The 13,818-nt window shown below is 68.1% G+C and carries 14 protein-coding genes; 9 read left to right on the top strand and 5 right to left on the bottom strand.

Going from position 1 to position 13,818, the window contains the following annotated elements; translation table 11 throughout:
- Window positions 1–216: 216 nt before the first annotated feature.
- The 5 genes from ATM97_RS32900 (at window position 217) to ATM97_RS32880 (ending at window position 4,277) form a co-directional block, all read left to right on the top strand.
- On the top strand, window positions 217–489 hold the full coding sequence (locus ATM97_RS32900; protein ID WP_218722108.1) for a GlsB/YeaQ/YmgE family stress response membrane protein: 273 nt from the start codon (window positions 217–219) through the stop codon (window positions 487–489).
- 76 nt (window positions 490–565) lie between these two features.
- Window positions 566–1,279 carry a phosphatidylserine decarboxylase gene (locus tag ATM97_RS32895; protein ID WP_218722107.1) on the top strand — a complete coding sequence of 238 codons (714 nt, stop codon included), beginning with the start codon at window positions 566–568 and terminating at the stop codon, window positions 1,277–1,279.
- Window positions 1,276–2,145, top strand: a complete 870-nt coding sequence (locus ATM97_RS32890) for a phosphatidylcholine/phosphatidylserine synthase (protein ID WP_218722106.1) — start codon at window positions 1,276–1,278, stop codon at window positions 2,143–2,145. The genes ATM97_RS32895 and ATM97_RS32890 overlap by 4 nt, the downstream gene beginning before the upstream one ends.
- 70 nt (window positions 2,146–2,215) lie before the next feature.
- Window positions 2,216–3,106 carry an RNA polymerase sigma-70 factor gene (locus ATM97_RS32885; RefSeq protein ID WP_218722105.1) on the top strand — a complete coding sequence of 297 codons (891 nt, stop codon included), beginning with the start codon at window positions 2,216–2,218 and terminating at the stop codon, window positions 3,104–3,106.
- Window positions 3,107–3,188: 82 nt separating this feature from the next.
- Window positions 3,189–4,277, top strand: a complete 1,089-nt coding sequence (locus tag ATM97_RS32880) for an NAD(P)/FAD-dependent oxidoreductase (RefSeq protein WP_218722104.1) — start codon at window positions 3,189–3,191, stop codon at window positions 4,275–4,277.
- A 33-nt stretch (window positions 4,278–4,310) separates the two neighbouring features.
- Here the strand turns inward: ATM97_RS32880 and ATM97_RS32875 are convergent, their stop codons facing one another.
- Window positions 4,311–5,585, bottom strand: a complete 1,275-nt coding sequence (locus ATM97_RS32875; protein WP_255588743.1) for a hypothetical protein — start codon at window positions 5,583–5,585, stop codon at window positions 4,311–4,313.
- Between the two features lie 72 nt (window positions 5,586–5,657).
- Here ATM97_RS32875 and ATM97_RS32870 point away from each other — a divergent pair, with 72 nt between their 5' ends.
- Together ATM97_RS32870 and groL are read left to right on the top strand one after the other, a co-directional pair.
- The gene (locus ATM97_RS32870) at window positions 5,658–6,389 is read left to right on the top strand and encodes a Clp protease N-terminal domain-containing protein (RefSeq protein ID WP_218722103.1); all 732 of its coding nucleotides are present in this window, start codon (window positions 5,658–5,660) and stop codon (window positions 6,387–6,389) included.
- Between the two features lie 243 nt (window positions 6,390–6,632).
- Window positions 6,633–8,255, top strand: a complete 1,623-nt coding sequence (groL, locus tag ATM97_RS32865; RefSeq protein WP_218722102.1) for a chaperonin GroEL — start codon at window positions 6,633–6,635, stop codon at window positions 8,253–8,255.
- A gap of 73 nt (window positions 8,256–8,328) precedes the next feature.
- Here groL and ATM97_RS32860 read toward each other — a convergent pair whose 3' ends face one another.
- The 4 genes from ATM97_RS32860 to ATM97_RS32845 form a co-directional block, all read right to left on the bottom strand.
- Entirely contained in the window at window positions 8,329–9,285 is a 957-nt protein-coding gene (locus ATM97_RS32860) for a hypothetical protein (protein WP_218722101.1), read from the bottom strand.
- 322 nt (window positions 9,286–9,607) lie between these two features.
- Window positions 9,608–11,056: a GTP pyrophosphokinase family protein gene (locus tag ATM97_RS32855; RefSeq protein WP_218722100.1), complete on the bottom strand. Its 1,449-nt coding sequence runs from the start codon at window positions 11,054–11,056 to the stop codon at window positions 9,608–9,610.
- Between the two features lie 151 nt (window positions 11,057–11,207).
- On the bottom strand, window positions 11,208–11,960 hold the full coding sequence (locus ATM97_RS32850; protein WP_308248712.1) for a DUF6585 family protein: 753 nt from the start codon (window positions 11,958–11,960) through the stop codon (window positions 11,208–11,210).
- 188 nt (window positions 11,961–12,148) lie between these two features.
- Window positions 12,149–12,730 (bottom strand): TetR/AcrR family transcriptional regulator, encoded by a 582-nt coding sequence (locus ATM97_RS32845; protein ID WP_218722098.1) that lies wholly within the window; start codon window positions 12,728–12,730, stop codon window positions 12,149–12,151.
- A gap of 54 nt (window positions 12,731–12,784) precedes the next feature.
- Here ATM97_RS32845 and ATM97_RS32840 point away from each other — a divergent pair, with 54 nt between their 5' ends.
- On the top strand, window positions 12,785–13,156 hold the full coding sequence (locus ATM97_RS32840) for a DUF2867 domain-containing protein (protein ID WP_218722097.1): 372 nt from the start codon (window positions 12,785–12,787) through the stop codon (window positions 13,154–13,156).
- Window positions 13,146–13,811 (top strand): molybdopterin-dependent oxidoreductase, encoded by a 666-nt coding sequence (locus ATM97_RS32835; RefSeq protein ID WP_218722096.1) that lies wholly within the window; start codon window positions 13,146–13,148, stop codon window positions 13,809–13,811. Before ATM97_RS32840 ends, ATM97_RS32835 begins: the two co-directional genes overlap by 11 nt.
- Window positions 13,812–13,818 lie beyond the last annotated feature (7 nt).

Genomic DNA, 13,818 nt, shown 5'->3' with positions numbered 1-13,818 from the left:
AACCTGCGGTCGCACCGCTGGGTGTACCCGAAGCATCGAAATCCGTCGCTCATCGCCCATGACCCCCGCGTGGACAATATGTGAACGCGCAGACATGAGGACGCCTCATATTAGCGCGTCCGCCCCGCCGATTCGTGTCTTATGTCACAACTGCTCCGGGGTATACCTTGGAGACAAGGCGATTGCTCGCCGACCCATCGAGGGAACGAGGACACCATGCTTGGACTCGGGATAATCAGTTGGATCATCATCGGCGGCCTCGCCGGTTGGATTGCGAGCAAGTTCATGAAGACCGACGCGCAGCAGGGCATCCTGCTCAACATCGTCGTCGGAGTCGTCGGCGGTCTGCTCGGCGGATTCATCCTCAGCCTCTTCGGCGTCGACGTCGAGGGAGCGGGCTGGATCTTCAGTTTCTTCACCTGTCTGGCGGGTGCCTGCATCCTGCTGTACCTCGTGAAGCTGTTCACAGGGCGTAAAGCGGCGCACTGACCACGGGTGGATGCGGCGGGGTTCGGCGTAAGGTGTGAACGCTTGCGTTGTCGTCACACCACGAAAGAGGGAGCCCGTGGCACGCCGCCCCACTCCGCCCGGCACGCCCGAAACCACCGGCGTCGGCCATGTCGTCGACCTGGTGCGGGCCGCTGTACCACCGCTACACCCCGCCGGCCTGCCGTTTGTCGCGGTGCCGCTGGCGGTCGCGGTCGTCGGCGGACGGAACAAATGGGTGCGCCGGGCCGGGCTCGCCGCCGCCGGCGCCTGCGCGGCCTTCTTCCGGCACCCGCACCGGGTGCCGCCGAACCGGGCGGGCGTCGTCGTTGCGCCCGCCGACGGTGAGGTCGCCCTGGTCGACACCGCGGTGCCGCCCGCCGAGCTCGGTCTCGGCGATCAGCCGCTGCCGCGCGTCAGCATCTTCCTGTCGGTGCTCGATGTGCACGTGCAGCGCGTCCCGGTGTCCGGCACCGTGCGCGAGGTGCTGCATCAGCCGGGCAAGTTCCTCTCGGCCGATCTGCCCGAGGCCAGCGACGCCAACGAGCGCAACAGCATGGTGATCGACACCGCCGACGGCAAGCAGGTCGTCGTCGTGCAGATCGCCGGTCTGCTCGCGCGGCGCATCGTCTGCGACGCGCGCGTCGGCGATGTGCTCACCATCGGTGACACCTACGGCCTGATCCGGTTCGGCTCCCGCGTCGACACGTACTTCCCGGTGGGCACCGAATTGCTGGTGGCCCCCGGCCAGCGCACGATCGGGGCCGAAACAGTCCTGGCTGTGCTGGGATGATCGAACAGGCCGCCCGCCGGAAGCGTCCGCGCTCGGTCCGGTTGCTGCCGAGCGTCGTCACCATCCTGGCGCTGTGCGCCGGTCTGTCCGCGGTGAAGTTCGGGCTCGACGGCGAGCTGGACGTGGCGCTGGCCATGGTCGGCGCCGCCGCCGTGCTCGACACCCTCGACGGCCGCCTGGCCAGGATGCTCGACGCGACCAGCAAGATGGGCGCCGAACTGGACTCGCTCTCGGACGCGATCTCCTTCGGCGTCGCGCCCGCGCTGGTCCTCTACGTCACCCTGCTCGACGGCTACAGCGCGGGCTGGATCGTCGCCCTGCTGTACGCGGTGAGCCTGGTGCTGCGCCTGGCCCGCTTCAACACCCTGCTCGACGACGACTCCCGCCCGAACTGGGCGCGCGAGTACTTCGTCGGCGTGCCCGCCCCGGCGGGCGCGCTGATCGCCCTGGTCCCCATCGCGCTCAAAGTGCAGTTCGGTGACGGCTGGTGGGACGGTTTCGCCTTCGTCGCCGCGTGGACGATCTTCGCCGCGCTGCTGTGCGTGAGCACCATCCCCACGCTGGCGATGAAGTCGGTCTCGGTTGCGCCCCAGGCGGCCGCGGGTCTGCTGGTGCTGGTGGCCCTGGCCGCCGCGCTCCTGGTGACCTACCCGATCGTGCTGCTGCTGATCCTGGTCGGCCTGTACCTGGCGCACATCCCGTTCGCCTGGCGCTCGGCCCGCTGGGTCGCGGCCCGCCCGGAGACCTGGCAGCACAAGCCGGCCGAGCGCCGGGCCCAGCGGCGCGCGCAGAGCCGGATCCCGCAGATCCGCCGCCCGGCGATCCGCGGTTCGGCCCGCCTGCGATTGCGTCGTCCACGGGACTGAGTTTTCGGCGGGCGAAACCGTGGTGGTGAGGTGGCCCGGGGGATCGGGTGGGCAGATCTGGGAGGGGCACGTGAGGGGCGACGACGAGGTCGATGAATTCCTCCGGCATCGGTCGCGGTTGTTCGGGCTCGCCTACCGGATGTTCGGGGCGGCGACGGAGGCCGAGGACATCGTGCAGGAGGTCTATCTGCGCTGGGCTGCCGCGAATCCGGCGGGGATCGAGAACGCCGAGGCCTGGCTCACCGCCGTCACGGTGAATCTGTGCCGTACCTGGCTGGTGTCCGCCCGTGCCCGGCGCGAGACCTATGTGGGCCCGTGGCTGCCCGAACCCGTCCCGACCGGCGGCGGGGCCCTCGGCCCGCTGGAGACGGTCGAGGCCCGCGAGTCGATCTCGCTGGCCCTGCTCACCGCGATGGAACGGCTCAGTCCGATCGAGCGCGCGGTCTTCGTGCTGCGCGAGGCGTTCGGCTACCCGCACGCCGAGATCGCCGCGATGCTCGACCTCACCGAGGCCAACTCCCAGCAGATCCTGCACCGCGCGAGCGAACGGGTGCGCACGGGCAAGCGGCGCTTCGCGGTGCCCGAGTCACACGCCCGCACGCTGATCGACCGGTTCCTGCTCGCCGCCGGCACCGGCGACGTCACCGCCCTGCGGGCGATGCTCGCCGACGATGTGGTCTCCACGGCCGACGGCGGCGGCAAGATCACCGCGGCCCGTCGTCCGGTGCGCGGCGGCGACCTGGTGGCGCGCTACCTGATCGGCCTGAACAAGTTCCTCACCCCCGCGAGCTCGTTCTCCGTCGCCGAGATCAACGGCGAGCTCGCGCTGGTGGTGCGGGCCGACGGTGTCGTCGCGAGCTCGGTCATGCTCTTCGAGCTCGACGCCGACAGCCGGGTCGACGCGATCCGCATCGTCGTCAACCCCGACAAGCTGGGGTTTCTGGTCGCCGAGCAGGCGTGACCCGGATCACCGCACCGAGCTGTCAGGAAATCGGGGGCTGTCCGGTCTGGAAGGTGTCGGCATTGTCGAGAGGAGCCACACCATGTCCGGGCAGCAGCAGCGAATCGTCGTCCTCGGCGCGGGATACGCGGGACTCGGCGCGGCGCGCCGCTTGGCGAGCAAGGCGCGCGGCGCCGCGATCACGGTGGTCGATACCCGCGCGGAGTTCGTCGAACGAGTGCGCCTGCATCAGGCGGCCGCGGGCCAGTCGATCAGGCGCTGGGACCTGCGGGAGTTGCTGGAGCGCAAGGGCGTCGAATTCGTGCGAGCACAGGTCACCGCGCTGGACCCGGTCGCGAAACAGGTCTACCTCGACGGCGAGTGGGCGATCGGCTACGACACCCTCGTCTACGCCCTCGGCAGCGCCGCCGACCGCGCCGGCGTGCCGGGTGTCGCCGAGTACGCGCACTCCGTGGCGGTCCCCGAGGACATCCGGGCGCTGCCCGCGGGTCCGGTGGTCGTCGTCGGCGCCGGTTCGACCGGCATCGAGCTCGCGGCGGAACTGGCGGAGTCGCACCGGGATTCGCGGGTCACGCTGCTGGGTTCGGAGGAGCCGGGCAGCTGGTTGTCCGCCCGCGCGGCCGAGCACATCCGCACCGCGCTGACCGCTCTCGGCGTCGAGATCAGGTCCGGCGTCAAGGTCGCCGAGGTGCTGCCCGAGGGTGTCCGCCTGGTCGACGGCACTGTGCTGCCCGCGGCGGCTGTCGTCTGGACCGCCGGATTCACCGTCCCCGACCTGGCCCGCCGCGCGGGCCTCGACGTCGACGAGCAGGGCCGCATCCGCACCGACGCGACGCTGCGCTCGATCTCCCACCCCGCCATCTACGCCGCGGGCGACGCCGCGCTGATCGACGGCCCCGGCGATCGCCCCCTCCGGATGGCCTGCGCGACAGCCCTGCCCGCCGGGGCCTACGTCGCCAAGGCCATCGTGGCCCGCGCCGACGGCATCGAGCCGAAGCCGATGACCTTCCGTTACCAGTTGCAGTGCGTCAGCCTGGGTCGCCGCGACGCCGTCATCCAGTTCCTCCACGCCGACGACAGCCCGGCGACCCGCGTCGTCCGTGGGCGCACCGGTGCCTGGGTCAAGGAGCGGATCGTGCGCTTCGCGGGCAGAGCGGCCGGTCTGCGCTGAGCGAGGGGGCGAAGCCGTTCCTGGTCCGGTTCCCTACAGGGCGGCGGCCCGAGGCTTCCCTTCGCGGTCTCCCGAGAGTTCGGGCCTGCGCCGTATCGCTCCGCCGAGTGACCCGACCCAGGGCACACCGGCGATCACACCGAGCACGATCAACCACGGCACCCGCCACCACCAGCGCAGATCCAGCGCGCCCACAGCCGGTTCCGTGGTGAGCGGCCGAGCCGTCGACGACCACACCACGAAAGCGTCCCCGATCGGCACCAGCCCGAAGGCGTACCGCTTGGAGCCGGGCAGCTCCATCGGCAGCCCGAGCAGTTCGCCTTGGGAGCCGATCGCCGCGGCCAGGTCGTGGTCACCGTTGACTCGGGCGGCGCCGAGTGCGACCACCGTCGCGGAGAGGCTGATCCCGCCGACCAGCGGTCCGGAATCGACGTCGCCCGCCTTGTCCACCCCGCGCGGGTACTCTCGGAGCGCGGGTCCGAAACCGCCGGGGTAGGACAGGAATTGGTCGCGGAACAGCTGGTACTGGCTCCGGGCGAAGTCGGCGTCGAGTTCCGGCAGGAAGCGCAGGATCATCGTCTGCGAGGTGGCCCGCGCGCCGTCGAGTCGGGTCCCGTCCGGCGCGACCCGGTGCGGCAGCAGTCCGGTGGCCGGATCGAGGTGCGCCCGCGCCGAGGCGAGCCAGCGGGTGGTCACCGCGCCGAAGCGCTCGCCGAACAGGTTGTCGTGCAACCGCAGCGAGGCCACCGCCACGGTGGAATCCACCGGCCAGGCCTGGCCGTGATAGGCCTGCAGGAACGGTGTGTCCGACGCGGCGAACGCCTGCGCGATCTCCTCGCTGTGCGCGGTGAATCGCCGCACCTCGTCGGGATCGTCGGCGTCCAGCGACAGGATCGCCCCACGCAACCAATTGGTCCACCCCGCCCAGAACACCCCGTACGCGGGCCGCAGCGCCGGGCTGAACACCGCCCGCCCCTCGGCTGATTCCACTCGCGCCAGCGCCCAACGGGATTCGCGCAACGCCGCTGCACGCAGGACCGGGTCGGTGTGCGCCGCCTGCACCCACGACAGCCCATAGAGCGCGTTCAGGAAGAAGTGCCCCTCCGGAAACTGGCTCTGCGCGGCGACATCCGCGCCGTCGTCGAGCGCGGCTCGAAGGAACGCCAGCTGCCGCTCGGTCGACCCCGGCTGCTCATCGATGCCCGGCTGCGGCCACAGGAACCGGCCCAGACCGACCACGCACGCCAGCGTCACGACAATCCCCACTACGCGCAGCGCCCACCGGGCCGTGCGCCGAGATCTCCCCATGGGAACACTCTGCCATCGAGAAATCGTCAACCAATGGTTGACGATCGCAAATCGTCAACTTAGAGTTGACGCATGAGCACCCCGAACATTCGCCTCGACGATCTGATCGACGGCATCAAGAAGGCCCGCCCCGACAACGTTCTCGACCAGCTCTCCGACGCCGTGGTGGCCGCAGGTCATCTCGGCGAGGTGGCCGACCATCTCATCGGCCACTTCGTCGACCAGGCCCGCCGCTCCGGCGCCTCCTGGACCGATATCGGGGTCAGTATGGGCGTCAGCAAGCAGGCTGCCCAGAAGCGCTTCGTGCCCAAGCAGCCCGGCGACGCCGCGGCCATGGACCCGCAGGCCGGGTTCGCCAAGTTCACCGATCGGGCGCGGCAGGTCGTCGTGGGTTCCCAGGAGTCGGCCAGGTCCGCGAGCAACAACCAGATCACCCTCGGTCACCTGATCCTCGGCCTGATCGACCAGTCCGAGGGCCTGGCCGCCAAGGAGATCGTCGCCCGCGGGGTCAGCCTGGAGTCGGTGCGGGCCGCGGCCGTCGCCTCGCTGCCGCCCGCGACCGACGACATCCCGGCGCTCATCCCGTTCGACGGCGACTCCAAGAAGGCCCTGGAGCTGACGTTTCGCGAAGCGCTGCGCCTCGGCCACAACTACATCGGCACCGAGCACATCCTGCTCGCGCTGCTCGAGCAGGAGAACGGCACGGGCGTGCTCAGTGACCTCGGCCTGGACAAGGCTGTGGTAGAGGCCGATCTGGTGGAGCTGCTGAACCAGTTCCTGGCCGCGGCGGAGTACGAGTCCTGAGCCGCTGGACGCGCCCGGCGCGGTCCTCTCGTCGGGCGCGACCTTGCACTCTCACTACCCGAGTGCTAAAAATGGCTTTGGCACTCGCGTCTGTTGAGTGCCAGGTCGGGACGGTGAGATCGGGTTCCATCGACACCCTCGGTCGTCCGTCGCGGGCACCGCACCTGGCCAGCGTACTTTGGGGCGATCCAACCTGTGGTCGTCTCGTGTGTCAGCCATAGACATGTGGAGGATCTCAACGCAATGGCCAAGACAATTGCGTACGACGAAGAGGCCCGTCGCGGTCTCGAGCGGGGTCTGAACGCCCTCGCCGACGCTGTCAAGGTGACGCTGGGCCCGAAGGGTCGCAACGTCGTGCTCGAGAAGAAGTGGGGCGCCCCCACGATCACCAACGATGGTGTGTCCATCGCCAAGGAGATCGACCTCGAGGACCCGTACGAGAAGATCGGCGCCGAGCTGGTCAAGGAAGTCGCCAAGAAGACCGACGACGTCGCGGGCGACGGCACCACCACCGCCACCGTGCTCGCCCAGGCGCTCGTGCGTGAGGGCCTGCGCAACGTCGCGGCCGGCGCCAACCCGCTGGGCCTGAAGCGCGGCATCGAGAAGGCCGTCGAGGCCGTCACCGCCAAGCTGCTCGACACCGCCAAGGAGGTCGAGACCAAGGAGCAGATCGCTGCCACCGCCGGTATCTCGGCAGGCGACGCGTCCATCGGTGAGCTCATCGCCGAGGCCATGGACAAGGTCGGCAAGGAAGGCGTCATCACCGTCGAGGAGAGCAACACCTTCGGGCTCCAGCTGGAGCTCACCGAGGGCATGCGCTTCGACAAGGGCTACATCTCCGGTTACTTCGTGACCGACCCCGAGCGTCAGGAAGCGGTCCTCGAGGACCCGTACATCCTGCTGGTGTCGGCCAAGATCTCGACCGTCAAGGACCTGCTGCCGCTGCTGGAGAAGGTCATCCAGGCCGGCAAGCCGCTGCTGATCATCGCCGAGGACGTCGAGGGCGAGGCCCTGTCGACCCTGGTCGTGAACAAGATCCGTGGCACCTTCAAGTCCGTCGCCGTCAAGGCCCCGGGCTTCGGTGACCGCCGCAAGGCGCAGCTCGCCGACATCGCCATCCTCACCGGTGGCGAGGTCATCAGCGAAGAGGTCGGCCTCTCCCTGGAGACCGCCGGTCTGGAGCTGCTGGGCCAGGCCCGCAAGGTCGTCGTCACCAAGGACGAGACCACCATCGTCGAGGGCGCGGGCGACGCGGAGGCCATCAAGGGCCGCGTGGCGCAGATCCGCACCGAGATCGAGAACTCGGACTCGGACTACGACCGTGAGAAGCTGCAGGAGCGCCTGGCCAAGCTGGCCGGCGGCGTCGCGGTGATCAAGGCCGGTGCCGCCACCGAGGTCGAGCTCAAGGAGCGCAAGCACCGCATCGAAGATGCCGTGCGCAACGCCAAGGCCGCCGTCGAAGAGGGCATCGTCGCCGGTGGTGGCGTGGCCCTGCTGCAGTCGGCTCCCGCGCTGGACGAGCTGAAGCTCGAGGGCGACGAGGCCACCGGTGCCAACATCGTCCGCGTGGCGCTGTCGGCTCCGCTGAAGCAGATCGCGTTCAACGCCGGCCTCGAGCCCGGCGTCGTGGCCGAGAAGGTCGCCAACCTGCCCGCGGGTCAGGGCCTCAACGCCCAGACCAACGAGTACGAGGACCTGCTGGCCGCCGGCGTCGCCGACCCGGTCAAGGTCACCCGTTCGGCCCTGCAGAACGCGGCCTCCATCGCGGCCCTGTTCCTCACCACCGAGGCCGTCGTCGCCGACAAGCCGGAGAAGGCCGCCCCCGCGGGCGACCCGACCGGTGGCATGGGCGGCATGGACTTCTGATCCCCTGGATCACCAGTTCCCGCAAGTCACGAAGGCCGGTCCACTCCGAGTGGGCCGGTCTTCGGCGTTCCGGTCAGTCGTCGTACAACAGATGTTCGGCCCGAATAGGCAGTGCCGCGAGTTCGACCAAGGACATGCGATCGATCGCTCGATGCAGGCGTTGCCTCAGCCGCTCGGCATCTCCGCCCTGCCGTGCGATCTCAGGTATCGGGACTGGTCCTCGGGAGATGGCCTGTCGCGGAGTCGGCGACGACGCCGTGGCCAGCCGAGCGCTGACGGCGTTGGGCTGCCGGTTGTCCAGCAGATGCGTGAGTGGAATGCTCTGCTGAGCGGCCCAGCTGGAAAGGTGCTCGAAGACGTTGTGTTGCAGAGTTGCCCGCCACTGTGTGTTCAGACCCAGCCTGGTCAATTCGCGGCGGAACTCGCCTTTCGGTGCCGAGGGGGCCAGCGACTTCGCCAGTTCCGATCGCGCCGGCTCGGGCAGAGTGTTTGTCCACTCTCGCATCCACGCTACTTGTTGATCGAGACCGACCGCGGGGATCTCGACGAAGCGCTCGGCTGAGGACTCCCAGGCAGGCTTGCCGTCTATTGTCGGATACATGAAGGCGTGCTGGCCTTCTCGATCCCAGAGTCGCCGAAGCCCGCTACGCCAATCGACAAACACTGACCACACATCGGACTTGATCTGGCGGTTACCCGACGCATCGGACGTGGTCCCGGCTGTGCTGTTGGGCTCGGCGGGCCTGGCCATGGCCGCTACCTGATCCAGGGCCTCGGATGTCTCCCCGGGGAGACCGACAAGGTTGTGGCCGTTGGGAAGTCGGCGAACCTGCACACACCCGGCGTGCTCGGCGGCAAGGATGAAGTCACGAAAAGTGTCGAATCCGTATTCCTGCTCGGTGAAACCTTCGAGTGCGTCCTGCATAGCCGGCTTCAAGCCTGCGGTCGTGGTGATACGGCCGAGTTCGCGCCACTCGGAGATGATGTTCTGCAGTGCCTGGAAAGCGACCTGCGGATCAGCGGCGGTCATGACATCTGCCTCCAGATACGAAGATAGCCCCAGGTGAACGGGGCTATCTGCTGGAACATATGTCGTCGACTCGCCCTGGCACGGCTCCTTCGACTTCTGCGGCAGGCCGATTCAATCGAATCCCGTAGGAAGTGACTCCTTGCAGCGTTGCGGCGGTAGCGTCGCTGTGGTGGTCGACCGGAGTTGCCATTCAGCCAAGCTGTTTGGCCCGACGTCCTATGTTTTGAGTTCGGACCGAAATTTCTCGAAGGCATTGCCATCGAACGAAGTAATCTCGATCGGGCCCGATTATAGCACGGTGTCGTAGTGGCATAGGGCGTGTTCACTGCTCGTCGGCGAGCCATTGCCGGACTCGACGTGGGTCTTCGGGTTCGACGGGTATCCCGACGATGTTCGCGCGTGAGATCAGATGGGTGGCCAGGCATTCCCTGATCTCCTCGACGGTCAGATCGGCCTTTAGACAGTGGTTCCACAGCAGTGCTTTGAACACGTAGTCGAGATGAGGTCGGCTGACGATCTCCCCACGCTCGGAAGCTGCTGTCCGTGCTCTCTGGCTGAGTTTGTTCACATCGCGAATGCCGGTCAGGCCGTCCGAGGCGAGCTCCAGCTCGTGCCACACTGTCGCGGTTACGGCGTCGCGTACGGCAGTGACAACCTGCGAGATCTGGCGCCTACCGACCGCGGGAGTGTTGCGATCCTTGACCCGGAGCTTGCGGATGATCATCGGAATCTCGAAATCGGTTCGGGTGCTGAGGTCGACGATCTCATCGTGTGGAGTACCCGGCGGAACCACCTTGGCCGGGGTGCCGGCGATGCGGACATCGGCGACGGCGGCGGTCAGCAGATCGCGAAAGGAGCCATGGCCTGCCCAACCTCGGATGAGATCGGTTCCGAACTTCGACTGCACCTGTTGCGCGACGTCGGTCAGCAATGCCGGATGTTTGAGGCTGGCAACGATGGTGCGTACTCCGTCGTAGAGCGCTTCGCGGGAGTCATTGCTGATCGGCGGTGGGGGTGACGTCTCGGAAGTGTTTGCTTTCGAATGGTTTTCGGTTGGCCGGACGTCGCCGGATTCCTCATCCGCGATCGTGCGCTCGGCGATTCGATCCAGTTCGTTGCGAAGGTCCTGGGCAAGATCATCGACCGTCGCGAGGAGGTCGGCCATGCGCCGGGCGATCGTCGTGGCGAGATCAGGAAGTCGAACACCGGGTTTGTACGTGTCTTCGTGCGTGAGTTCACCCCAGCCGTCCTGCAGGAGCGTGCGCACCTGAAGTTCGCCACGAACACGTGCATGTTTGTCGAAGCCCGGAACGATGGTCACCAGGTTGACGTGGTAAGCGCGATAGCCGGACTCTTTCGGAGCATCGAAGTAGTCCTTGGTGGAGTTCGGCTCGATCGCCAACGAATAGGCATCACTCGTGTCGGACGACGGGAGACCGGCCAGGATGTCCTGGAGTCGCGTCACGTCACTGAGGTTGTTACAGATAACCCGAAAACCGACCAGATCGTCGATCGCCTCCGGAATCGACTCGAGCGAAACGATCTGTCCGTGGTACTTGCGCTTCGTCATCTTCGCCCAGAGTCGCGCTGGGTCCTTGACCCGGCTCGTTGCCACCCTGATTCGGTGCCGGTCGAACTGTGGCAACTGCTGATCGAGCGCGCTGGTCAGGATACGGTCGAAGGTTCTGGCTGCGGGATCGAGTTGGTCTGCCTTGATGCGCTGATACCAGGTGATGTACTCGGACCAGCTGAACACGAACGGCGAATCCACTGGTGCCTCCGACGGTTCCACGCCATCCGCCCCTTCTGAAACGCAGGTTCGATGTCGATTCCAGTGTCCACGTCACTGGCCGACGCGTCCATTGGACGCCGTACGCACCTACCGAGGCGGCGGCCGTCCAGACGGTCGAGAATGGAGGGGCTCAGCCCACCGGGGTCAACCGCAGGCGCTCGGCGAGTTCGTTGAAGATGTAGAAGTTGGGGATGGTGCCGACCGGGGTGAGGGAGATCCACATGCCGGCGAGTTTGATGCGGATGTGGCCGCTGCGGGCGTCGATGAGCTGGATGTTCTCCCAGGGGAAGGACTCGCCGTTGAAGGTGAGGGCGTCGAGGGAGAGGGCCAGGTCGCCGAAGGCGACGGTGTCGCCGTTGTCGATGGCGGTCACGGCCGGGGGGAGTTGGGTCGCGGTGACGGCGGATTGGATGGCGCGGGCCCATTCGCGGGCGCGGGCGAAGCCGTCCTCGTCGATGGTGGCCTCGACGCCGCCGGGGCCGGTGAGCTCGAGATAGTAGGAGACCGGCGTGGTGTCGTGGAACGGGATCATCTGCTGACGGACTTCGGTGCTGTCCCAGCGGAATCCGGCGACGCGCTGGCCGGAGCGGTAGACGGTGACGCCGTGGTCGAACAGATCGATGCGGGCGGCGCGGTTCTGCCGGTTGAGGATTCCGCGGCGGAACGCCAGCAGGACCGGGAGCGCGGCGATCGAGAGCAGTGCGACGCCACCCTGCCACGCGCCGACGGCGGTGCAGATGACGCCGATGGTGGCGATGCTCCCCGCGACGATGCCGCAGCCGCGCACGAACGTGTCGTCGGCCGGGGTCGCGAGGAAGGTGTCACGGTGCGCGCCGAGGTGCTGATACTCCGCCATCAGGTGTATCAGTTGGGTCAACGGCACGGTATGCCGGGCTTCGGCTGCGTCCTCCGCCCTGTTCGGAGTGATCACTCGTCCCTCCATGAGGCGTTTTCATCCGCGGCGAAGCGTATTCGACGAGGCCGAATACCGCCACTGGTGTGCCGACAATGCTCGCCCCGGAACCGAAATCGGCTGTTGAGCGGGGTGAGCGCGCTGTCGATGCGACCGATTCAGCGCTGCGGATCGAGCAGCCGCAGCAGCACGGCGTCGACCAGTTCGTCGGTGGCGGGCAGCGTCTTCGGCGCGATTCTGGCCAGCTGATTGAACCCGTGATAGATGCTGACGGCGACCGCCGCGCGGGTGTGCGCCTGCGGGTCGGGCACTCCGAGCAGTCGCAATTGCGCTGCGACATAGGCGATGCGGCGTTCGGCGACCCGGCTCATCGCCGCGGCGACGGCGGGCCGATCCACCGACGCGAGCAGCGCGAGGTCCTCCCTGCCGTGCGCGGCGTAGTCGATGACGTGGGTGAACAGCTGCTGCAAGCGTTCGGCCGGTCCGGGCAGCTGGTCGAGTTCGTCGATGACGTCCTGGGTGCCGCGCTGCTCCCAGCGCGCGAGGACGGCGTCGACCAGCGCGGCCCGGTCTTTGAAATGCCAGTAGAAGCTGCCCTTGGTGGCGCCGAGCCGTTTCGCCAGCGGTTCGACCGCGACCGCGGCGAGGCCGCCCTCGCCGAGGGCGTCGAGCGCGGCCTGGGCCCAGTCGTCGGCGGTGAGCCTGCGTCCCGCCGACTTCGCGTTCTCCTCTTGCGGCATGCACATACGCTACCGTATGGTCAAGTCCATACGGGACAGTATGGAGGTTTGACCATGCCGATCGTCTCTGCGGCGCCGCTGGCCGAGGCGGCCATCGCCGCTCCCGACTACGCCGACGCGTACTCCGCCGACGTGCCGCCCGGCGCCACCACCGACCCGGCTGCCTGGACCCGGGCGATCTTCGGCCGCAACGCCTTTCCCGAACGAGCCCGGTCGGCCACCGAGCACCTGACCGGCAAGGCGATGCCGATGCTCGACTTCGTCGCCTCGGTGCGCGTGCTCGACGGCCGCGTCACCCTCACCACCCTGGTGCGCTACCGGAATCCGCTGGGAAGGCTGTATTTCGCGATCGTCGGTATCGCCCACCGCAGGCTGGTCCCGCGCATGATGGCCCGCGCCGAGCGAAGGATGCGCGATGCCGGGTGAGTTGCCGCCGGGGCAGCGACCCGCACCGCACGAGCCGTTCGGGCTGCCGCAATTCGGCGGTGTCCGAGCGCGTTCCGGGCCCGGCCATCGGGTGTCGGTCGGCGGCACGGCCCGGCACCCGGCGCAATTCGGCATCGCCGAACTCCTCGGCGCGGGGCAGCGGTGCGTCCGGACCAGTGACCTGCACTGTGTCACGACCTGGAGCGCGATCGGATTGACCTGGGAGGGAGTGCGTTTCGCCGATGTGTACCGGCTGCTGGCCGAGCGCGTCGTCCCGCATCCCGGCGTCCGCTGGGTGCGCTTCACCGGCCTCGACGGTTACTCCTCGACGTTGTTCCTCGACGACGCCCTCGCCGCCGATGTCCTGCTCGCCGATCGCCTGTCCGGCGCGGAGCTCACCGACACATTCGGCGCGCCGCTGCGTCTCGTCGCGCCCGCGCACTACGGGTACAAGAACGTCAAGCAGGTGTGCGCCATCGACTTCCTGCGGTCCTACGATCCGGGGCAGGCCAGGATCATCTCCCACCCGCGCGGCCGGGTCGATCGGGAGGAGCGGGGCCGGGTGCTGCCGGGACGGTTCTGGCGTGCGGTGTGGCCGGGGCAGGTCGAGCGGGTGCGCGCGCTGTTCCGCGCCGAGCTGGACGAGCCACGCTGACCGAACG

This window comes from Nocardia sp. MH4, assembly GCF_019266065.1.
GTDB classification, from domain to species: Bacteria; Actinomycetota; Actinomycetes; order Mycobacteriales; family Mycobacteriaceae; genus Nocardia; species Nocardia canadensis.
The sequence above is the reverse complement of the archived record's forward strand: the minus strand, read 5'-3'. Positions and strand labels throughout refer to the sequence as shown.